The sequence below is a fragment of the Vibrio sp. 10N.239.312.C11 genome (assembly GCF_041466065.1).
GTDB classification, from domain to species: Bacteria; Pseudomonadota; Gammaproteobacteria; order Enterobacterales; family Vibrionaceae; genus Vibrio; species Vibrio tasmaniensis_A.
Map to the genome: position 1 here is coordinate 1 of NZ_JBFSRZ010000011.1, position 16,689 is coordinate 16,689.

Here is a 16,689-nt window from a genome sequence, read left to right on the forward strand (position 1 = left end):
TCTTCAAGGGTTACCGTCCACAGTTCTACTTCCGTACAACTGACGTAACAGGCGATATCACTCTACCTGAAGGCGTAGAAATGGTAATGCCAGGTGACAACGTTCAAATGACTGTTGAGCTAATCGCTCCAATCGCAATGGACGAAGGTCTACGTTTCGCAATCCGCGAAGGTGGCCGTACAGTTGGTGCTGGTGTTGTAGCTAAAATCTTCGCTTAATAGCATTTAGATTTTTGCACACTCTTCATTAGAAGAACTGCATAAGAAAAGGGAAGCTTCGGCTTCCCTTTTATTTTTCCACTTTCCACCACTTTTTTTGCTTTCCCTTAGTATAATCCCCGTTCCTTGTCGTTCTACTTTTGTTACACAACTTTTCTTCGAATGCTCTGCACAAATATATTCCGATTATTTTTCCAACACCACTTGCATACTAAAACGTGATCTGTATAATGCATCGCACTGGCTAACGCCGGTTTGTGAACCAATGAGCACTGAGGAGTAGGTCTTACCTAGTAATGTATACTCAGCTTATGTTCGCGGTTAATAAAAATAGTAAACCTTGTGTTTACTTCAAAAGTTAACTGACAATGCGTCCTAATCTTGGATGCTACGGTTTCACATAAATCAATCGGCATTCTCTCGTTCTTTCGAGCTTGAGTGGCGATATTTTTTGTGTAATTTTTAATAATTGGAGCTCTGTCTCATGCAGAACCAACGTATTCGTATCCGCCTTAAAGCGTTTGATTACAAGCTAATCGATGCTTCAACTGCGGAAATCGTTGAAACAGCAAAACGTACTGGCGCACAGGTTCGTGGTCCTATTCCACTTCCTACTCGTAAAGAGCGTTTCACTGTTCTTACCTCTCCACACGTCAACAAAGATGCACGTGATCAGTACGAAATTCGTACTCACAAGCGTTTGATCGACATCGTTGAGCCAACAGATAAAACTGTTGATGCTCTAATGCGTCTTGATCTTGCAGCTGGCGTTGATGTTCAAATCAGCCTAGGTTAAGGGAGATAAGAATAATGATTGGTCTAGTCGGACGTAAAGTGGGTATGACCCGCGTATTTACTGAAGAAGGCGTTTCTATCCCAGTAACTGTTGTTGAGGTTGAAGCGAACCGTATTTCTCAAGTTAAAACTCTTGAGACAGACGGCTACGCAGCAATCCAAGTAACTACTGGTGCTAAGAAAGCTAACCGTGTAACTAAACCTGAAGCTGGTCACTTCGCGAAAGCGGGTGTTGAAGCAGGTCGCGGTCTTTGGGAATTCCGTTTAGAAAACGGCGAAGAGTTTGAAGTTGGCGCTGAGCTAAACGTAGAACTTTTCAACGAAATTAAAAAAGTAGACGTTACTGGTACATCTAAAGGTAAAGGCTTCCAAGGCGCTATCAAGCGTTGGAACTTCTCTACTCAAGATATGACTCACGGTAACTCTTTGTCTCACCGCGCACCGGGTTCAATTGGCCAATGTCAAACTCCAGGCCGCGTGTTTAAAGGCAAGAAAATGGCAGGTCACATGGGTGCTGAGCGTGTAACGACTCAAAACCTAGAGATCGTACGTGTTGACGCTGAGCGCAATCTACTCCTTATTAAAGGTGCAGTACCAGGCTCAACAGGCGGTAACGTGATCGTAAAACCTGCTGTTAAAGCATAACGTCTAGGAGTAAGTAATGGAATTGATGGTTAAAGGTGCTGATGCACTAACTGTTTCCGAGACTACTTTCGGACGTGACTTTAACGAAGCTCTAGTACACCAAGTAGTTGTTGCGTATGCAGCAGGTGCTCGTCAAGGTACTCGTGCTCAAAAGACTCGTTCTGAAGTATCAGGCGGCGGTGCTAAGCCATGGCGCCAAAAAGGTACTGGCCGTGCACGTGCTGGTACAATTCGTAGCCCAATCTGGCGTACAGGTGGTGTTACTTTTGCTGCGAAACCACAAGATCACAGCCAAAAAGTTAACAAGAAAATGTACCGCGGTGCTATGAAAAGCATTCTTTCTGAGTTGATTCGTCAAGAGCGTCTAATCGTTGTTGATAACTTCTCTGTAGAAGCACCAAAAACAAAAGAACTTGTAGCTAAGCTTAAAGAGCTTGAGCTAAATGACGTTCTGATTGTGACTGGCGAAGTAGATGAAAATCTATTCTTAGCTGCTCGTAACCTATACAAAGTAGATGCACGTGATGTTGCTGGTGTTGATCCAGTATCACTAATCGCTTTCGACAAGGTTCTGATGACTGCTGATGCAGTTAAGCAAGTTGAGGAGATGCTAGCATGATCACTGAAGAGCGTATCTTAAAAGTTCTACGTGCTCCGCACATCTCTGAAAAAGCAACTATGGCAGCTGAGAAAGCGAACACTATCGTTTTCAAAGTAGCTAAAGATGCAACTAAGAAAGAGATCAAAGCAGCTGTAGAAAAGCTATTTGAAGTTGAAGTTAAGTCTGTAAATACTCTTGTATTAAAGGGTAAGACCAAACGTCAAGGTATGCGTGAAGGCCGTCGTTCAGACGTTAAGAAAGCCTACGTTACTTTGAAAGAAGGTCAAGATCTTGACTTCGTTGGCGGCGCGGAATAACAGGAGTAGTAAAAATGGCTATTGTTAAATGTAAGCCGACTTCCCCTGGTCGTCGTCACGTCGTTAAAGTTGTTAACGCTGACCTGCACAAGGGTAAGCCATACGCACCACTTCTAGAGAAAAACTCTAAGAACGGTGGTCGTAACAACAACGGTCGTATTACAGTACGTCACATCGGTGGTGGTCATAAACACCATTACCGTCTGGTTGACTTCAAACGTACTAAAGATGGCATCCCAGCGAAAGTTGAGCGTCTAGAATACGATCCAAACCGTAGTGCTAACATCGCTCTAGTTCTGTACGCAGACGGTGAGCGTCGTTACATCATTGCACCTAAAGGTGTTAACGCAGGCGACCAGATTCAATCTGGCGTAGATGCTGCAATCAAAGCAGGTAACACTCTGCCGATGCGCAACATCCCAGTAGGTTCTACTGTACACTGTGTTGAACTTAAGCCTGGTAAAGGTGCACAACTAGCTCGTTCGGCTGGTGCTTATGCTCAAATCATCGCTCGCGATGGTGCATACGTAACTATCCGTCTACGTTCTGGTGAAATGCGCAAAGTTCTTTCTGAAGGTCGTGCAACGATCGGTGAAGTTGGTAACTCTGAGCATATGCTACGTGAACTTGGTAAAGCTGGTGCTTCACGCTGGCGCGGCGTACGTCCAACCGTACGTGGTGTAGTAATGAACCCGGTGGATCACCCACATGGTGGTGGTGAAGGCCGCACATCTGGTGGTCGTCACCCAGTATCTCCTTGGGGCGTTCCTACTAAGGGCTTCAAGACTCGTAAGAATAAGCGCACTGACAAGTACATCGTACGTCGTCGCACTAAATAATTTATAAAGAGGAATCGCCATGCCACGTTCTCTCAAGAAAGGTCCTTTTATTGACCTACACTTGCTGAAGAAGGTAGAGAAAGCGGTGGAAAGCGGAGACAAAAAGCCTATTAAGACTTGGTCCCGTCGCTCAATGATCATCCCAACAATGATTGGTTTGACCATCGCTGTCCATAATGGTCGTCAGCACGTCCCAGTTTTCGTTACCGAAGAAATGATCGGTCACAAACTAGGCGAATTTGCACCAACTCGTACTTATCGCGGTCATGCTGCAGATAAGAAAGCTAAGAAGAAATAAGGAGTAGATGATGGAAGCTTTAGCTAAACATAACTTTGCTCGTATTTCTCCACAGAAAGCTCGCTTAGTTGCAGACCAAATTCGCGGTAAGTCGGTAGACCAGGCTCTAGAAATTCTAACTTTCAGCAACAAAAAAGCTGCTGTTTTAGTTAAGAAAGTTCTTGAGTCAGCTATCGCTAACGCGGAACATAACGAAGGTGCAGATATCGACGATCTAAATGTCGCTAAAATCTTCGTAGATGAGGGCCCTATCATGAAGCGTATTATGCCTCGTGCTAAAGGTCGTGCGGATCGTATCTTGAAGCGTTCAAGCCACATCACTATTGTTGTAGCAGATCGCTAAAGACTAGGAGAGTAAGCAATGGGTCAGAAAGTACATCCTAATGGTATTCGTCTTGGCATCGTCAAGCCTTGGAATGCTACATGGTTTGCTAATACCAACGAATTCGCTGACAACCTAGACGGCGACTTCAAGGTACGTCAGTTCCTTACCAAGGAACTACAAAAAGCATCATTATCTCGTATCGTTATCGAGCGTCCAGCGAAGAGCATCCGTGTGACTATTCACACAGCTCGTCCTGGCGTTGTTATCGGTAAGAAAGGTGAAGACGTAGAGAAGCTACGCGCAGCTGTAGCTAAAATCGCAGGTGTACCAGCGCAAATTAACATCGCTGAAGTACGTAAGCCTGAGCTAGATGGTCAGCTTGTAGCTGATAGCATCGCGTCTCAACTAGAGCGTCGTGTTATGTTCCGTCGTGCAATGAAGCGTGCGGTACAAAATGCTATGCGTCTAGGCGCTAAAGGCATCAAAGTACAAGTAGGCGGCCGTCTTGGCGGTGCTGAAATCGCACGTTCAGAGTGGTACCGTGAAGGCCGTGTGCCTCTACACACTCTACGTGCAGACATTGATTACGCAACTTCTTCGGCTCACACTCAATACGGTGTGATCGGCATTAAAGTTTGGATCTTCAAAGGTGAGATTCTAGGCGGTATGCCAGCTGCTAACGCAGTAGAGCCAAAAGGCGATAAGCCTAAGAAGCAGCGTAAAGGCCGTAAGTAAGGAGTCGAACGATGCTACAACCAAAACGTACTAAGTTCCGCAAGGTTATGACTGGTCGTAACCGTGGTCTAGCTAAAGGTACTGAAGTAAGCTTCGGCGAATTCGGTCTTAAAGCTGTTGGCCGTGGTCGCCTGACTGCACGTCAAATCGAAGCGGCACGTCGTGCTATGACACGTCACATTAAGCGTCAAGGTCAAATCTGGATCCGTGTGTTCCCAGACAAACCGATTACTGAAAAGCCTCTTGAAGTTCGTCAAGGTAAAGGTAAAGGTTCAGTTGCGTACTGGGTTGCTCAAATCCAACCAGGCAAAGTTATGTACGAGATGAATGGCGTACCTGAAGAGTTGGCACGTGAAGCGTTCCGCCTAGCGGCACGTAAACTGCCTGTTAAAACTACTTTTGTAACTAAGCAGGTGATGTGATGAAAGCACAAGATCTACGCGAAAAGAACGTTGAAGAGCTTAACGCTGAGCTATTGAATTTGCTACGTGAACAGTTCAACTTGCGCATGCAAGCTGCAACTGGTCAACTACAGCAAACTCATACTCTAAAAGCTGTACGCCGTGACATCGCACGTGTGAAAACTGTTTTGACTGAAAAGGCAGGCGCATAATGAGCGAAACTAACCGCATCCAGCAAGGCCGTGTAGTAAGTGACAAGATGGACAAGTCTATCGTTGTTGCTATTGAGCGTACTGTAAAACACCCGATTTACGGTAAGTTCATCAAACGCACGACTAAAGTACACGCACACGACGAAGACAACACTTGTGGCCTAGGCGACAAAGTTGAAATCGCTGAGTGTCGTCCTCTGTCTAAGACTAAGTCTTGGACATTGGTTAAAGTTCTAGAAAAAGCGAAGATTTAATCTTTGTAATTCTATAACTTATAAGCGGCTCCAAATAATTTTTTGGAGCCGCTTGTTTTTTGTCTACCCAATTTAAAAAAAGGGTGGTACAATTCGCGTCCCTTTTAAAGAGGCAGCCCGACCCGAGAGGGTCTAGTTTTAATATTTAGCGGAGCACTAACAATGATCCAGATGCAAAGTACACTTGACGCAGCAGATAACTCTGGCGCGCGCAAGGTAATGTGTATTAAGGTTCTGGGTGGCTCTCACCGCCGTTATGCACATATCGGTGACGTCATCAAGGTTACAGTGAAGGAAGCGATTCCTCGCGGTAAAGTAAAGAAAGGTGATGTTCTGAAGGCGGTAGTAGTGCGCACCCGTAAAGGCGTTCGTCGCCCAGACGGTTCTGTCATTCGCTTCGACAGTAATGCTTGTGTATTGTTAAATGACACTACTGAGCAACCAGTCGGCACACGTATCTTTGGTCCTGTGACTCGTGAACTTCGTAACGCGAAATTCATGAAGATTGTATCACTTGCACCTGAAGTTCTGTAAGGAGCGGCAACATGGCAGCTAAAATCCGTCGTAATGACGAAGTAATCATTCTTGCTGGTAAAGATAAAGGCAAGAAAGGTAAAGTAACTAAGGTTCTGACAACTGGTAAAGTTGTTGTTGAAGGCATCAATCTTGTTAAAAAACACCAAAAGCCGGTTCCGGCTCTAGGTCAACAAGGTGGCATCGTTGAACAAGAAGCAGCTATTGATGCTTCTAACGTTGCAGTCTTTAACGCGGCTACTGGTAAAGCAGACCGTATCGGTTTCCGTATCGAAGATGGCAAGAAAGTTCGTTTCTTCAAATCTAACGGCGAAACTGTTTCTAACTAATTAGAAGTAATTTGGAGTTCTACTATGGCGAAACTGCATGATTACTACAAGTCGTCTGTAGTCGCTGAGCTTACCAAAGAGTTCAGCTACACAAGCGTCATGCAAGTCCCTAGGATTGAGAAAATCACCCTAAACATGGGCGTTGGTGAAGCAATCAACGATAAGAAACTGCTAGAAAACGCAGCATCTGATATGGCAACGATCTCTGGTCAAAAGCCTCTTATCACGAAAGCGCGTAAATCTGTAGCTGGTTTCAAAATTCGTGAAGGCTACCCAATTGGTTGTAAAGTAACCTTGCGTGGTGAGCGCATGTGGGAATTTTTAGAGCGTTTAATCTCTATCGCACTTCCACGTGTACGTGATTTCCGTGGTGTTAGCGCTAAGTCTTTTGACGGACGCGGTAACTACAGCATGGGCGTTCGCGAGCAAATCATCTTTCCGGAAATCGACTACGATAAAGTCGATCGTGTCCGCGGTCTTGATATTACTATCACGACATCTGCGGGATCCGATGAGGAAGGCCGAGCTCTGCTGGCTGCCTTTAACTTCCCATTCCGTAAGTAAGGGTAGGGTTACTGTTATGGCTAAACAATCAATGAAAGCACGTGAAGCTAAACGTGCAAAACTAGTAGTTAAGTTCGCTGAAAAGCGTTCTGCGCTAAAAGTTATCATTAGCGATGTAAACGCATCTGAAGAAGATCGTTGGAATGCGGTTCTTAAACTGCAATCTCTTCCACGTGATTCAAGTGCATCACGTCAGCGCAACCGTTGCAACCAAACTGGTCGTCCACACGGTTACCTACGTAAATTCGGTCTAAGCCGTATTAAGGTTCGCGAAGCTTGCATGAAAGGCGAGATTCCGGGTCTTCGTAAGGCTAGCTGGTAATTGCCACTTAATCATTTGGAGTAAATCTTATGAGCATGCAAGATCCGATTTCGGATATGCTGACCCGCGTTCGTAACGGTCAGGCAGCAAATAAAGTTGCTGTAAAAATGCCTTCTTCAAAGCTTAAAGTTGCAATTGCTGCATTACTTAAAGCTGAAGGTTACATCGTAGACTTCGCTGTTGACAGCGAAGCAAAACCTGAGCTAGAAGTTACTCTTAAGTACTTCCAAGCTAAACCTGTAATCGAGCAAATCAAGCGCGTATCACGTCCTGGTCTAAGAGTTTATAAAAATAAAGACTCTTTACCTACAGTGATGGGTGGTCTTGGTATTGCAGTTGTTTCTACTTCCAAGGGTCTGATGTCTGACCGTGCTGCTCGTAAAGCAGGTCTTGGCGGTGAAATCATCTGTTACGTAGCTTAAGGAGTAGATTATGTCTCGTGTTGCTAAAGCACCTGTCGCTATTCCAGCTGGCGTAGAGGTGAAACTAAACGGCCAAGAAGTTACTGTAAAAGGTAGCAAAGGTGAGCTTACTCGCGTTCTTAACAGCGCCGTAGTTATTGCACAGGAAGAAAACAACCTAACTTTCGGTCCGAAAGAAGGTGTTACTAACGCATGGGCACAAGCTGGTACAGCTCGCGCTCTAGTTAATAACATGGTTGTGGGTGTTACTGAGGGCTTCACTAAGAAGCTAACTCTTAAGGGTGTTGGTTACCGTGCTGCTATGAAAGGCAACGCTGTAGGTCTAACTCTTGGTTTTTCTCACCCAGTAGAGCACGCTCTACCTGAAGGTATTAAAGCTGAGTGCCCTAGCCAAACTGAGATCGTTATTACTGGTTGCGATAAGCAAGTAGTAGGTCAAGTTGCGGCTGACATTCGTTCTTACCGTGCTCCTGAGCCTTACAAAGGCAAAGGTGTTCGTTACGCAGATGAAAATGTGCGTACTAAAGAAGCTAAGAAGAAGTAAGGTATCACTATGGATAAGAAAGCATCTCGCATCCGTCGTGCTACACGTGCACGTCGTAAGATTGCAGAACTTGGTGCAACTCGCCTGGTAGTACATCGTACTCCTCGCCATGTTTACGCTCAAGTTATCTCGGCAAACGGCTCTGAGGTTATCGCAGCTGCTTCTACTGTAGAAAAAGCGATCCGTGAGCAAGTTAAGAACACTGGTAACGTCGATGCAGCTAAAGCAGTTGGTAAAGCTGTTGCTGAGCGCGCTCTTGAAAAAGGCGTAGCTTCAGTTGCATTTGACCGTTCTGGTTTCCAATACCACGGTCGAGTAGCGGCGCTAGCAGAATCTGCTCGCGAAGCTGGTCTGAAATTCTAAGGTAGGGTTGGAAGATGGCTAAAGAACAACAACAAGCTAATGATTTGCAAGAAAAGCTGATCGCTGTTAACCGTGTATCTAAGACGGTTAAAGGTGGTCGAATCATGAGCTTCACTGCACTAACAGTAGTTGGTGACGGTAATGGTCGCGTAGGTTTCGGTTACGGCAAAGCTCGTGAAGTACCTGCAGCGATTCAAAAAGCAATGGAAAAAGCGCGTCGTAACATGGTTACTGTTGCGCTTAACGAAGGCACTCTTCACCACCCGGTGAAAGGTCGTCATTCGGGCTCTAAAGTTTACATGCAGCCAGCTGCTGAAGGTACAGGTGTTATTGCCGGTGGTGCAATGCGTGCCGTACTTGAAGTTGCAGGCGTACATAACGTTCTTTCTAAAGCATACGGTTCAACGAACCCAATCAACGTTGTTCGCGCAACGATTGGTGCTCTAGTAGACGTTAAGTCACCAGAAATGGTTGCTGCTAAACGTGGTCTAACTGTTGAATCTATTTCGGAGTAAGCACACGATGGCAACTATTAAAGTAACTCAAACTAAAAGCTCAATTGGTCGCCTACCTAAGCACAAAGCGTGTCTTAAAGGTCTAGGTCTTCGTCGCATCAACCATACAGTAGAACTTGAAGATACTCCGTGCGTACGCGGTATGATCAACAAGGTTTACTACATGGTTAAGATTGAGGAGTAATCAGAATGCGTTTGAATACTCTATCACCGGCTGCTGGCTCTAAACCTTCTAAGAAGCGTGTAGGTCGTGGTATCGGTTCTGGCCTTGGTAAAACAGGTGGCCGCGGTCACAAAGGTCAAAAGTCACGTTCTGGCGGCTCTGTTCGTCCAGGTTTTGAAGGCGGTCAAATGCCTCTAAAACAACGTCTACCTAAATTCGGTTTCACTTCTCGTAAGAGCCTAGTGTCTGCTGAAGTTCGTCTAGCTGAGCTAGCGAAAGTAACAGGTGACGTAGTTGATCTTAACAGCCTTAAAGCTGCTAACGTTATCACTAAGAACATCGAGTTTGTTAAGATCGTTCTTTCTGGTGACCTAAGCAAAGCTGTGACTGTTAAAGGTCTACGCGTGACTAAAGGCGCTAAAGCTGCAATCGAAGCTGCAGGCGGTAAAATCGAGGAATAATCTCGAGGAACGAGGTACAGATGGCTAAGAAACCAGGAAAAGATTTTCGTAGTGCTCAGAGCGGCTTAAGTGAACTAAAGTCGCGCTTATTATTCGTAATTGGTGCACTTTTAGTATTCCGAGCCGGCTCTTTTGTGCCGATCCCTGGTATTGACGCAGCTGTACTTGCCGATTTGTTCGATCAGCAAAAAGGTACCATCGTAGAAATGTTTAACATGTTCTCCGGTGGTGCTCTTGAGCGTGCATCTATATTAGCATTGGGTATCATGCCGTACATTTCGGCATCGATCGTAGTCCAATTGCTAACTGTAGTTCATCCAGCGTTAGCGGAACTCAAAAAAGAGGGTGAAGCAGGCCGTCGTAAGATAAGCCAATATACACGCTACGGCACGCTTGTACTTGCAACATTCCAAGCTATTGGTATCGCAACAGGCTTACCAAACATGGTCGACAATCTGGTTGTTATCAACCAAACCATGTTTACGCTTATTGCTACCGTGAGTTTAGTAACTGGTACCATGTTTTTGATGTGGTTAGGTGAACAAATCACTGAGCGAGGAATCGGTAATGGTATTTCCATTCTGATTTTTGCAGGTATTGTTGCTGGATTGCCTTCTGCAATCGGTCAAACAATCGAGCAAGCGCGTCAAGGTGAATTGCATGTGCTTCTTCTGTTGTTTATCGCGGTATTGTCTTTTGCTGTAATTTACTTCGTAGTTTTCATGGAACGTGGTCAACGTCGTATCGTCGTTAACTATGCGAAGCGTCAACAAGGTCGTAAAGTTTTTGCAGCTCAAAGCTCTCACTTGCCTCTTAAGATTAATATGGCAGGTGTTATTCCAGCGATTTTTGCATCAAGTATTATTTTGTTCCCAGGAACATTAGCACAATGGTTTGGTCAAAATGGTGAAAGCAGCGCGTTCGGTTGGTTAACTGACGTGTCATTAGCTCTTAGCCCTGGTCAACCTTTGTATGTAATGCTTTATGCAGCAGCTATAATCTTCTTCTGTTTCTTCTATACAGCGTTGGTGTTTAACCCGCGTGAAACAGCTGATAATTTGAAGAAGTCTGGTGCATTCGTACCCGGTATCCGCCCAGGTGAGCAGACAGCGAAATATATCGATAAAGTGATGACTAGGCTAACCCTTGCGGGCGCTCTATACATTACTTTTATATGTCTGATTCCTGAATTCATGATGGTCGCGTGGAACGTTCGTTTCTACTTCGGCGGCACATCACTACTAATCGTAGTGGTAGTTATCATGGATTTCATGGCACAGGTACAGACTCATCTGATGTCACAACAGTATGATTCTGTGTTAAAGAAAGCGAATCTGAAAGGTTACGGCCGTTAATTCGGTAGTAATTATTTCGATTCCATTTACGGAGTTTAGCAATGAAAGTTCGTGCTTCCGTTAAAAAAATCTGCCGTAACTGTAAAGTTATCAAGCGTAACGGTGTCGTTCGCGTGATTTGCAGTGAGCCAAAGCATAAGCAACGCCAAGGCTAATCAGCAGAAATTTTTACTTGAAATACTAGGTAGAGTCGAGTATATTCCTCGGCCTACCTTTTGCGTGCAAAAGAAGTAGTATGCCGCAGCGTATCCATAACGGGCTTTGCTGCGGATAATTCTTTTATGAACCCCCTTAGGAGTGAATAATGGCCCGTATAGCCGGCATTAACATTCCTGATCATAAGCATTCTGTAATTGCACTTACTGCAATCTACGGTATTGGCAAAACTCGCTCTCAAGCTATTCTAGCTGAAGTGGGTATTGCTGAAGATGCTAAGATCAGTGAACTAACTGAAGAGCAGATCGATCAACTGCGTGATGGTGTAGCTAAATACACTGTAGAAGGTGATCTACGTCGTGAAGTATCGATGAACATCAAGCGTCTTATGGACCTTGGCTGTTACCGCGGTCTTCGTCATCGTCGCAGTCTACCACTACGTGGACAGCGTACTAAAACCAACGCTCGCACCCGTAAGGGTCCGCGCAAGCCGATCAAGAAATAGTCGGATAAGGTAGAGTACAATGGCAAAACAACCAACTCGCGCGCGTAAGCGCGTACGCAAGCAAGTAGCTGATGGCGTAGCGCACATTCATGCTTCTTTCAACAACACAATCGTAACTATCACTGACCGTCAAGGCAACGCTCTTGCATGGGCTACAGCAGGTGGTTCAGGTTTCCGTGGTTCTCGTAAATCTACTCCGTTCGCAGCACAAGTTGCAGCTGAGCGTTGTGGTGAAATGGCTAAAGAATATGGCCTAAAGAACTTGGAAGTTATGGTTAAGGGTCCAGGTCCAGGTCGCGAATCTACTGTTCGTGCACTGAACGCTGCTGGTTTCCGTATCACTAACATTGTTGATGCGACACCAATCCCTCATAACGGTTGTCGTCCACCTAAGAAACGTCGCGTTTAAGTTTCGTTTCTAGGAATATTGGAGAAAGATCATGGCAAGATATTTGGGTCCTAAGCTGAAGCTTAGCCGTCGCGAAGGTACTGACTTATTCCTTAAGTCTGGTGTCCGTGCGATCGATACCAAGTGTAAAATTGATAACGCACCAGGTGTACACGGCGCTCGTCGCGGTCGTCTATCTGAGTATGGCGTTCAGCTTCGTGAGAAGCAAAAAGTTCGTCGTATTTACGGCGTTCTAGAAAAACAATTCCGCAACTACTACAAAGAAGCTGCACGTCTTAAAGGCAACACAGGTGCAAACCTGCTTCAGCTTCTTGAAGGTCGTCTTGATAACGTAGTTTACCGTATGGGCTTTGGCGCTACTCGTGCTGAATCTCGTCAACTAGTTAGCCACAAGTCTATTCTAGTTAACGGTAAAGTTGTAAACGTTCCTTCTTTCAAAGTAGCGGCAAACGACGTTGTTTCTATCCGCGAGAAAGCTAAACAGCAATCTCGTATTAAAGCGGCTCTAGAAGTTGCTGAACAACGTGAAAAGCCAACTTGGATTGAAGTAGATGCTGGCAAAATGGAAGGTACATTCAAGCGTATGCCTGAGCGTTCTGACCTATCAGCTGACATCAATGAACACTTGATCGTCGAACTTTACTCTAAGTAAGGTTAAAAAAAGAGAGGACACAATGCAGGGTTCTGTAACAGAATTTCTTAAGCCGCGTCTTGTTGACATTGAACAGATCAATACGACACACGCGAAAGTAACTCTTGAGCCATTAGAGCGCGGTTTCGGCCATACTCTAGGTAATGCTCTTCGCCGCATTCTTCTATCTTCTATGCCGGGTTGTGCCGTAACAGAAGTTGAAATCGAAGGTGTGCTACACGAATACAGCACTAAAGAAGGCGTTCAGGAAGATATCCTGGAAATCCTTCTAAACCTTAAAGGTTTAGCTGTACGCGTTGCTGAAGGCAAAGATGAAGTGTTTATTACACTGAACAAATCAGGCTCAGGCCCTGTTGTTGCAGGTGACATCACCCACGATGGTGATGTAGAGATCGCTAACCCTGAGCACGTAATTTGTCACCTAACGGATGACAACGCTGAGATCGCTATGCGTATCAAAGTAGAACGTGGTCGTGGTTACGTTCCAGCTTCAGCTCGTATCCATACTGAAGAAGATGAGCGTCCAATCGGTCGTCTACTTGTTGACGCTACTTACAGCCCGGTCGATAAAATCGCCTATGCTGTTGAAGCGGCACGTGTAGAACAACGTACTGACTTAGACAAGCTTGTTATCGATATGGAAACGAACGGTACTCTAGAACCTGAGGAAGCAATCCGTCGTGCAGCTACTATTTTAGCTGAACAACTGGATGCGTTCGTAGATCTTCGTGATGTACGTGTACCTGAGGAGAAGGAAGAGAAGCCAGAATTCGATCCTATCCTACTACGTCCTGTAGACGATCTTGAACTAACAGTTCGCTCTGCTAACTGTTTGAAAGCAGAAGCGATTCACTACATCGGTGATCTTGTACAGCGCACTGAGGTTGAGCTACTTAAAACGCCAAACCTTGGTAAGAAATCTCTTACAGAGATTAAAGATGTGCTTGCTTCACGTGGTCTTTCTCTAGGCATGCGCCTAGAAAACTGGCCACCAGCGTCAATCGCTGAAGATTAATCGAAAAGTTAGAAGGATTAGGTCATGCGCCATCGTAAAAGTGGTCGTCAACTCAACCGCAACAGCAGTCATCGCAAAGCGATGTTCAGCAACATGGCTAGCTCTCTTGTTCGTCACGAAGTTATTAAAACTACCGTGCCTAAAGCAAAAGAACTACGTCGCGTAATTGAGCCATTGATTACCCTAGCTAAGACAGACAGTGTTGCTAACCGTCGTCTTGCATTTGCTCGCACTCGTGATAACGAAGTTGTGGCAAAACTATTTAATGAACTAGGCCCGCGTTTCGCGGCTCGCCAAGGTGGTTACACTCGCATTCTTAAATGTGGTTTCCGTACTGGTGATAAAGCTCCAATGGCTTACATTGAGCTTGTAGACCGCCCAGCTGCTGAAGAAGCTGCTGAGTAATCTATACTAGATTCTTAATACAAAAGCCGAGCATTAGCTCGGCTTTTTTGTATCTGTAGAATTAGGAGACCCACATAAGAATTGCACCACGATATTTGGCACTTTTCTTTACCTTCTCTGCTCCATTTCTTAATAATATCTCGTATCTCGTATCTCGTATCTCGTATCTCGTATCTCGTATCTCGTATCTCTTTTGTTCAACGCACAAAAAAGAGCACCGAAGCGCCCTTTAAGTATTTTAAATCAATTATTAATCACTGGTTATTACAACCAAATAGCTTCGAGTGAATCAACGAGACCGCTTGTTGCGCCTTGTGACTCTAGCCCTTGAATAATGATTGGTGCAAACGCCGCAACCATTGATGAATCCATACCTAATCCTGAAAATGCATTTTCAACAGATGTTTTTGAGTCCAATACTGACGTTAAACCGGTAGAATCAAGCGTCGACATTCCAGGGAAAAGCATTTCGAGCTCTTGGTTGTCAAAGTTATCAAGGGTATTCTGGGCAAGAGCTAGCATGGAACCTACTCCACCTATAGCTTGCTCATTTGTTACAGATTCTTTGTCACTTAGGGAATTAGCAAGGGTGCTCGTAAATGGTGTTGCTTCATTTTTTTGAGACCACATGTCTACAGCGGTCATAAGGGCTGTTTGTGATAGTTGGGAATAGTTAATATCAGAAGTTGAACTAACTTGTTCTGACTCGCTAGTACCAGCGCAAGATACCACAGCAAGGCTGCTTAAAACGGTGATGAGTACTTTCTTCATTATTCGTCCTTAAGTAATAAAGTAATTTACTCTTTCACTATAAACGAAAAACGGCGATGTAGTCACATCGCCGTTGAGCTAATTCAGTCTAATTTACCTATAGTTTTTTGTTTCACTAAAGGTTTTTATAGAAATTAAAGAATTGCTAGAAGTTCTACTTCGAATACTAGAGCAGCAAATGGTGGGATAGCAGCACCTGCGCCACGCTCACCGTATGCTAGATCTTGAGGGATGTATAGCTTCCACTTAGAGCCAACAGGCATCATTTGTAGAGCTTGTACCCAACCTTGAATTACGCCAGTTACTGGGAATTCTGCAGGTTGACCGCGAGATACAGAGCTATCGAAAACTGTACCGTCAGTTAGTTCGCCGTGGTAGTGAACGCGTACTTGCTTGTCTGCAGTTGGGATTTCGCCAGTACCTTCAGTTAGTACTTCGTACTGAAGACCAGACTCAAGAACTGTAATTTCTGAACGAAGAGCGTTGTCAGCTAGAAAAGCTTCGCCGTCAGCAGCAGCAGCTTTAGCTAGTTCTTGACGTGCAGCTTCACCACGAGTGTGTAGCTCTTGTAGTGCGTTGTTGATTTCGTCAACTTCGATAGCTGGCATGTCGCCAACTAGAGCTGTTGCGATACCAGCAGCGATTGCATCAACGTTTAGGCCTTCAAGACCAGAACCAGCAAGTTGTTGGCCCATTTGTAGACCGATACCGTAGCTAGCTTTTTGCTCTACAGTTTCAAATTTTACTTCAGACATGAAAAGTCACTCTTTTTGTCAGTACGAAAAGGGTAAGAATACCAGTATTAGCAGCCTGAATAAACGGCTAGCCTCTGATCACTTACGCTTTACCGTGTCCAAATCACAGCTATGTCAATTTTCTTGCTTTGCTCTCTGTTGTCGCGGAAAGATCTATACTGTTGGTACTTTGGTTTTTATACTGTAGTTATTCAATGTATAGGACGCAGTGGCATGAATCGTCGTCAAAAGAAAAAACAGAAAGTAGACCACTTAGCAGAGTTCAAGGACCGACTGAATCAGGTCAAAGAGAAACTAAGCTCGATCGATCTAAAGAAAATGAAAACCTCAACAGTGCAAACTTGGGGATCATTGCCGAAATTACACCAGAAATTATTGATGGTGATTTCGCCGATCATATTAATCTTATTGTTTGCACCGCTACCAGAGCCTAAAGTAGACAACGCATCAGCAACATCTCGTGTTGAGCTTGAGATAAATACTGTTGGCTTAAGCGAGCAGAAAAATGCTAAAAGTAATTCTTCTGAGCCAACCAGTTGGCAAGAGTATCTTGTAAAGCAAGGAGATACGTTAGCTCAAGTGTTCCGAAATAATGATCTACCGCTGTCTGATCTTAACGCTTTGGTTCGTATTGAAGGTGCAGACAAGCCGCTTAGCCAGATTCGTAAAGGCCAGCTGGTTCGATTCAAACTAGCCGAGACTGGGCAACTAGACATTCTTCAGCTTGAGAAAGGCAATACTTCGGTGATGTTTTTCCGGTTATCAGATGGTGGCTTTGGTCGCAGTAAATAGATGAATAGTGAACCTGA

31 protein-coding genes and 1 pseudogene are annotated in these 16,689 nt (G+C 44.8%); 30 read left to right on the forward strand and 2 right to left on the reverse strand.

Features of this window, described 5'->3' with window-relative positions:
• From tuf to rplQ, 29 genes and pseudogenes are all read left to right on the forward strand, one after another.
• Window positions 1-218, forward strand: a pseudogene (gene tuf, locus AB6D07_RS06915) (elongation factor Tu); the annotation flags it as partial.
• A 484-nt stretch (window positions 219-702) separates the two neighbouring features.
• A complete protein-coding gene (gene rpsJ / locus AB6D07_RS06920; protein ID WP_004736761.1) occupies window positions 703-1,014 on the forward strand; it encodes a 30S ribosomal protein S10 in 312 nt (103 codons plus the stop codon).
• Between the two features lie 14 nt (window positions 1,015-1,028).
• Window positions 1,029-1,658 (forward strand): 50S ribosomal protein L3, encoded by a 630-nt coding sequence (gene rplC, locus AB6D07_RS06925; protein WP_004736763.1) that lies wholly within the window; start codon window positions 1,029-1,031, stop codon window positions 1,656-1,658.
• A 16-nt stretch (window positions 1,659-1,674) separates the two neighbouring features.
• Window positions 1,675-2,277, forward strand: coding sequence for a 50S ribosomal protein L4 (gene rplD, locus AB6D07_RS06930; protein WP_004736764.1), 603 nt, complete (start codon window positions 1,675-1,677; stop codon window positions 2,275-2,277).
• Window positions 2,274-2,576 carry a 50S ribosomal protein L23 gene (rplW, locus tag AB6D07_RS06935; RefSeq protein WP_004736765.1) on the forward strand — a complete coding sequence of 101 codons (303 nt, stop codon included), beginning with the start codon at window positions 2,274-2,276 and terminating at the stop codon, window positions 2,574-2,576. The genes rplD and rplW overlap by 4 nt, the downstream gene beginning before the upstream one ends.
• Before the next feature lie 14 nt (window positions 2,577-2,590).
• Window positions 2,591-3,415, forward strand: coding sequence for a 50S ribosomal protein L2 (gene rplB / locus AB6D07_RS06940; RefSeq protein WP_012604912.1), 825 nt, complete (start codon window positions 2,591-2,593; stop codon window positions 3,413-3,415).
• Window positions 3,416-3,434: 19 nt separating this feature from the next.
• On the forward strand, window positions 3,435-3,713 hold the full coding sequence (gene rpsS / locus AB6D07_RS06945; RefSeq protein ID WP_004736729.1) for a 30S ribosomal protein S19: 279 nt from the start codon (window positions 3,435-3,437) through the stop codon (window positions 3,711-3,713).
• A 10-nt stretch (window positions 3,714-3,723) separates the two neighbouring features.
• Entirely contained in the window at window positions 3,724-4,056 is a 333-nt protein-coding gene (gene rplV / locus AB6D07_RS06950; protein ID WP_004736732.1) for a 50S ribosomal protein L22, read from the forward strand.
• Between the two features lie 18 nt (window positions 4,057-4,074).
• A complete protein-coding gene (gene rpsC / locus AB6D07_RS06955) occupies window positions 4,075-4,773 on the forward strand; it encodes a 30S ribosomal protein S3 (protein WP_004736734.1) in 699 nt (232 codons plus the stop codon).
• An 11-nt stretch (window positions 4,774-4,784) separates the two neighbouring features.
• On the forward strand, window positions 4,785-5,195 hold the full coding sequence (gene rplP / locus AB6D07_RS06960; protein ID WP_004736736.1) for a 50S ribosomal protein L16: 411 nt from the start codon (window positions 4,785-4,787) through the stop codon (window positions 5,193-5,195).
• The gene (gene rpmC / locus AB6D07_RS06965; protein ID WP_004736737.1) at window positions 5,195-5,386 is read left to right on the forward strand and encodes a 50S ribosomal protein L29; all 192 of its coding nucleotides are present in this window, start codon (window positions 5,195-5,197) and stop codon (window positions 5,384-5,386) included. The genes rplP and rpmC overlap by 1 nt, the downstream gene beginning before the upstream one ends.
• Window positions 5,386-5,640: a 30S ribosomal protein S17 gene (rpsQ, locus tag AB6D07_RS06970; RefSeq protein ID WP_004736739.1), complete on the forward strand. Its 255-nt coding sequence runs from the start codon at window positions 5,386-5,388 to the stop codon at window positions 5,638-5,640. The genes rpmC and rpsQ overlap by 1 nt, the downstream gene beginning before the upstream one ends.
• A gap of 162 nt (window positions 5,641-5,802) precedes the next feature.
• Window positions 5,803-6,174 carry a 50S ribosomal protein L14 gene (gene rplN / locus AB6D07_RS06975; protein ID WP_004736740.1) on the forward strand — a complete coding sequence of 124 codons (372 nt, stop codon included), beginning with the start codon at window positions 5,803-5,805 and terminating at the stop codon, window positions 6,172-6,174.
• A gap of 11 nt (window positions 6,175-6,185) precedes the next feature.
• A complete protein-coding gene (rplX, locus tag AB6D07_RS06980; protein ID WP_004736742.1) occupies window positions 6,186-6,503 on the forward strand; it encodes a 50S ribosomal protein L24 in 318 nt (105 codons plus the stop codon).
• Between the two features lie 24 nt (window positions 6,504-6,527).
• Window positions 6,528-7,067 (forward strand): 50S ribosomal protein L5, encoded by a 540-nt coding sequence (gene rplE / locus AB6D07_RS06985; protein WP_004736744.1) that lies wholly within the window; start codon window positions 6,528-6,530, stop codon window positions 7,065-7,067.
• 16 nt (window positions 7,068-7,083) lie between these two features.
• Complete coding sequence (gene rpsN, locus AB6D07_RS06990) at window positions 7,084-7,389, forward strand: 30S ribosomal protein S14 (protein ID WP_004736747.1); 306 nt, start codon at window positions 7,084-7,086, stop codon at window positions 7,387-7,389.
• 29 nt (window positions 7,390-7,418) lie between these two features.
• On the forward strand, window positions 7,419-7,811 hold the full coding sequence (gene rpsH, locus AB6D07_RS06995) for a 30S ribosomal protein S8 (protein WP_009847785.1): 393 nt from the start codon (window positions 7,419-7,421) through the stop codon (window positions 7,809-7,811).
• Window positions 7,812-7,821: 10 nt separating this feature from the next.
• Window positions 7,822-8,355 (forward strand): 50S ribosomal protein L6, encoded by a 534-nt coding sequence (rplF, locus tag AB6D07_RS07000; RefSeq protein WP_009847784.1) that lies wholly within the window; start codon window positions 7,822-7,824, stop codon window positions 8,353-8,355.
• A gap of 9 nt (window positions 8,356-8,364) precedes the next feature.
• Complete coding sequence (gene rplR, locus AB6D07_RS07005) at window positions 8,365-8,718, forward strand: 50S ribosomal protein L18 (RefSeq protein ID WP_009847783.1); 354 nt, start codon at window positions 8,365-8,367, stop codon at window positions 8,716-8,718.
• Between the two features lie 14 nt (window positions 8,719-8,732).
• Window positions 8,733-9,233, forward strand: a complete 501-nt coding sequence (rpsE, locus tag AB6D07_RS07010) for a 30S ribosomal protein S5 (protein WP_004736754.1) — start codon at window positions 8,733-8,735, stop codon at window positions 9,231-9,233.
• 7 nt (window positions 9,234-9,240) lie between these two features.
• Window positions 9,241-9,417, forward strand: coding sequence for a 50S ribosomal protein L30 (gene rpmD, locus AB6D07_RS07015; RefSeq protein ID WP_004736756.1), 177 nt, complete (start codon window positions 9,241-9,243; stop codon window positions 9,415-9,417).
• Window positions 9,418-9,422: 5 nt separating this feature from the next.
• Entirely contained in the window at window positions 9,423-9,857 is a 435-nt protein-coding gene (gene rplO, locus AB6D07_RS07020; RefSeq protein ID WP_004736758.1) for a 50S ribosomal protein L15, read from the forward strand.
• 20 nt (window positions 9,858-9,877) lie between these two features.
• Window positions 9,878-11,212, forward strand: a complete 1,335-nt coding sequence (secY, locus tag AB6D07_RS07025) for a preprotein translocase subunit SecY (protein ID WP_004736759.1) — start codon at window positions 9,878-9,880, stop codon at window positions 11,210-11,212.
• Window positions 11,213-11,253: 41 nt separating this feature from the next.
• The gene (gene rpmJ, locus AB6D07_RS07030) at window positions 11,254-11,367 is read left to right on the forward strand and encodes a 50S ribosomal protein L36 (protein WP_000868186.1); all 114 of its coding nucleotides are present in this window, start codon (window positions 11,254-11,256) and stop codon (window positions 11,365-11,367) included.
• Between the two features lie 149 nt (window positions 11,368-11,516).
• Entirely contained in the window at window positions 11,517-11,873 is a 357-nt protein-coding gene (gene rpsM / locus AB6D07_RS07035; protein ID WP_004738779.1) for a 30S ribosomal protein S13, read from the forward strand.
• A 19-nt stretch (window positions 11,874-11,892) separates the two neighbouring features.
• Window positions 11,893-12,282 (forward strand): 30S ribosomal protein S11, encoded by a 390-nt coding sequence (gene rpsK, locus AB6D07_RS07040; protein ID WP_004738778.1) that lies wholly within the window; start codon window positions 11,893-11,895, stop codon window positions 12,280-12,282.
• Window positions 12,283-12,313: 31 nt separating this feature from the next.
• Window positions 12,314-12,934, forward strand: a complete 621-nt coding sequence (gene rpsD / locus AB6D07_RS07045) for a 30S ribosomal protein S4 (protein WP_004738777.1) — start codon at window positions 12,314-12,316, stop codon at window positions 12,932-12,934.
• 22 nt (window positions 12,935-12,956) lie between these two features.
• Complete coding sequence (locus AB6D07_RS07050; RefSeq protein ID WP_004729813.1) at window positions 12,957-13,949, forward strand: DNA-directed RNA polymerase subunit alpha; 993 nt, start codon at window positions 12,957-12,959, stop codon at window positions 13,947-13,949.
• A 24-nt stretch (window positions 13,950-13,973) separates the two neighbouring features.
• Window positions 13,974-14,354: a 50S ribosomal protein L17 gene (gene rplQ, locus AB6D07_RS07055; protein WP_004729812.1), complete on the forward strand. Its 381-nt coding sequence runs from the start codon at window positions 13,974-13,976 to the stop codon at window positions 14,352-14,354.
• A 264-nt stretch (window positions 14,355-14,618) separates the two neighbouring features.
• On the opposite strand, the gene AB6D07_RS07060 is transcribed toward rplQ, so the two are convergent.
• Both AB6D07_RS07060 and AB6D07_RS07065 read right to left on the reverse strand, forming a co-directional pair.
• Window positions 14,619-15,125, reverse strand: coding sequence for a DUF2780 domain-containing protein (locus AB6D07_RS07060; protein ID WP_017103597.1), 507 nt, complete (start codon window positions 15,123-15,125; stop codon window positions 14,619-14,621).
• 134 nt (window positions 15,126-15,259) lie between these two features.
• Window positions 15,260-15,880, reverse strand: a complete 621-nt coding sequence (locus tag AB6D07_RS07065; protein ID WP_017103596.1) for an FKBP-type peptidyl-prolyl cis-trans isomerase — start codon at window positions 15,878-15,880, stop codon at window positions 15,260-15,262.
• Between the two features lie 213 nt (window positions 15,881-16,093).
• Here AB6D07_RS07065 and AB6D07_RS07070 point away from each other — a divergent pair, with 213 nt between their 5' ends.
• Window positions 16,094-16,672, forward strand: coding sequence for a LysM-like peptidoglycan-binding domain-containing protein (locus AB6D07_RS07070; RefSeq protein ID WP_029223025.1), 579 nt, complete (start codon window positions 16,094-16,096; stop codon window positions 16,670-16,672).
• The last annotated feature ends 17 nt before the right edge of the window (window positions 16,673-16,689 follow it).

What these genes read in the sequence shown, in the direction of transcription:
- rpsJ (WP_004736761.1), top strand. Translation starts at nt 703, where the DNA reads ATGCAGAACCAACGTATTCGTATCCGCCTTAAAGCGTTTGATTACAAG.
- rplC (WP_004736763.1), top strand. Translation starts at nt 1,029, where the DNA reads ATGATTGGTCTAGTCGGACGTAAAGTGGGTATGACCCGCGTATTTACT.
- rplD (WP_004736764.1), top strand. Translation starts at nt 1,675, where the DNA reads ATGGAATTGATGGTTAAAGGTGCTGATGCACTAACTGTTTCCGAGACT.
- rplW (WP_004736765.1), top strand. Translation starts at nt 2,274, where the DNA reads ATGATCACTGAAGAGCGTATCTTAAAAGTTCTACGTGCTCCGCACATC.
- rplB (WP_012604912.1), top strand. Translation starts at nt 2,591, where the DNA reads ATGGCTATTGTTAAATGTAAGCCGACTTCCCCTGGTCGTCGTCACGTC.
- rpsS (WP_004736729.1), top strand. Translation starts at nt 3,435, where the DNA reads ATGCCACGTTCTCTCAAGAAAGGTCCTTTTATTGACCTACACTTGCTG.
- rplV (WP_004736732.1), top strand. Translation starts at nt 3,724, where the DNA reads ATGGAAGCTTTAGCTAAACATAACTTTGCTCGTATTTCTCCACAGAAA.
- rpsC (WP_004736734.1), top strand. Translation starts at nt 4,075, where the DNA reads ATGGGTCAGAAAGTACATCCTAATGGTATTCGTCTTGGCATCGTCAAG.
- rplP (WP_004736736.1), top strand. Translation starts at nt 4,785, where the DNA reads ATGCTACAACCAAAACGTACTAAGTTCCGCAAGGTTATGACTGGTCGT.
- rpmC (WP_004736737.1), top strand. Translation starts at nt 5,195, where the DNA reads ATGAAAGCACAAGATCTACGCGAAAAGAACGTTGAAGAGCTTAACGCT.
- rpsQ (WP_004736739.1), top strand. Translation starts at nt 5,386, where the DNA reads ATGAGCGAAACTAACCGCATCCAGCAAGGCCGTGTAGTAAGTGACAAG.
- rplN (WP_004736740.1), top strand. Translation starts at nt 5,803, where the DNA reads ATGATCCAGATGCAAAGTACACTTGACGCAGCAGATAACTCTGGCGCG.
- rplX (WP_004736742.1), top strand. Translation starts at nt 6,186, where the DNA reads ATGGCAGCTAAAATCCGTCGTAATGACGAAGTAATCATTCTTGCTGGT.
- rplE (WP_004736744.1), top strand. Translation starts at nt 6,528, where the DNA reads ATGGCGAAACTGCATGATTACTACAAGTCGTCTGTAGTCGCTGAGCTT.
- rpsN (WP_004736747.1), top strand. Translation starts at nt 7,084, where the DNA reads ATGGCTAAACAATCAATGAAAGCACGTGAAGCTAAACGTGCAAAACTA.
- rpsH (WP_009847785.1), top strand. Translation starts at nt 7,419, where the DNA reads ATGAGCATGCAAGATCCGATTTCGGATATGCTGACCCGCGTTCGTAAC.
- rplF (WP_009847784.1), top strand. Translation starts at nt 7,822, where the DNA reads ATGTCTCGTGTTGCTAAAGCACCTGTCGCTATTCCAGCTGGCGTAGAG.
- rplR (WP_009847783.1), top strand. Translation starts at nt 8,365, where the DNA reads ATGGATAAGAAAGCATCTCGCATCCGTCGTGCTACACGTGCACGTCGT.
- rpsE (WP_004736754.1), top strand. Translation starts at nt 8,733, where the DNA reads ATGGCTAAAGAACAACAACAAGCTAATGATTTGCAAGAAAAGCTGATC.
- rpmD (WP_004736756.1), top strand. Translation starts at nt 9,241, where the DNA reads ATGGCAACTATTAAAGTAACTCAAACTAAAAGCTCAATTGGTCGCCTA.
- rplO (WP_004736758.1), top strand. Translation starts at nt 9,423, where the DNA reads ATGCGTTTGAATACTCTATCACCGGCTGCTGGCTCTAAACCTTCTAAG.
- secY (WP_004736759.1), top strand. Translation starts at nt 9,878, where the DNA reads ATGGCTAAGAAACCAGGAAAAGATTTTCGTAGTGCTCAGAGCGGCTTA.
- rpmJ (WP_000868186.1), top strand. Translation starts at nt 11,254, where the DNA reads ATGAAAGTTCGTGCTTCCGTTAAAAAAATCTGCCGTAACTGTAAAGTT.
- rpsM (WP_004738779.1), top strand. Translation starts at nt 11,517, where the DNA reads ATGGCCCGTATAGCCGGCATTAACATTCCTGATCATAAGCATTCTGTA.
- rpsK (WP_004738778.1), top strand. Translation starts at nt 11,893, where the DNA reads ATGGCAAAACAACCAACTCGCGCGCGTAAGCGCGTACGCAAGCAAGTA.
- rpsD (WP_004738777.1), top strand. Translation starts at nt 12,314, where the DNA reads ATGGCAAGATATTTGGGTCCTAAGCTGAAGCTTAGCCGTCGCGAAGGT.
- AB6D07_RS07050 (WP_004729813.1), top strand. Translation starts at nt 12,957, where the DNA reads ATGCAGGGTTCTGTAACAGAATTTCTTAAGCCGCGTCTTGTTGACATT.
- rplQ (WP_004729812.1), top strand. Translation starts at nt 13,974, where the DNA reads ATGCGCCATCGTAAAAGTGGTCGTCAACTCAACCGCAACAGCAGTCAT.
- AB6D07_RS07060 (WP_017103597.1), bottom strand. Translation starts at nt 15,125, where the DNA reads ATGAAGAAAGTACTCATCACCGTTTTAAGCAGCCTTGCTGTGGTATCT.
- AB6D07_RS07065 (WP_017103596.1), bottom strand. Translation starts at nt 15,880, where the DNA reads ATGTCTGAAGTAAAATTTGAAACTGTAGAGCAAAAAGCTAGCTACGGT.
- AB6D07_RS07070 (WP_029223025.1), top strand. Translation starts at nt 16,094, where the DNA reads ATGAATCGTCGTCAAAAGAAAAAACAGAAAGTAGACCACTTAGCAGAG.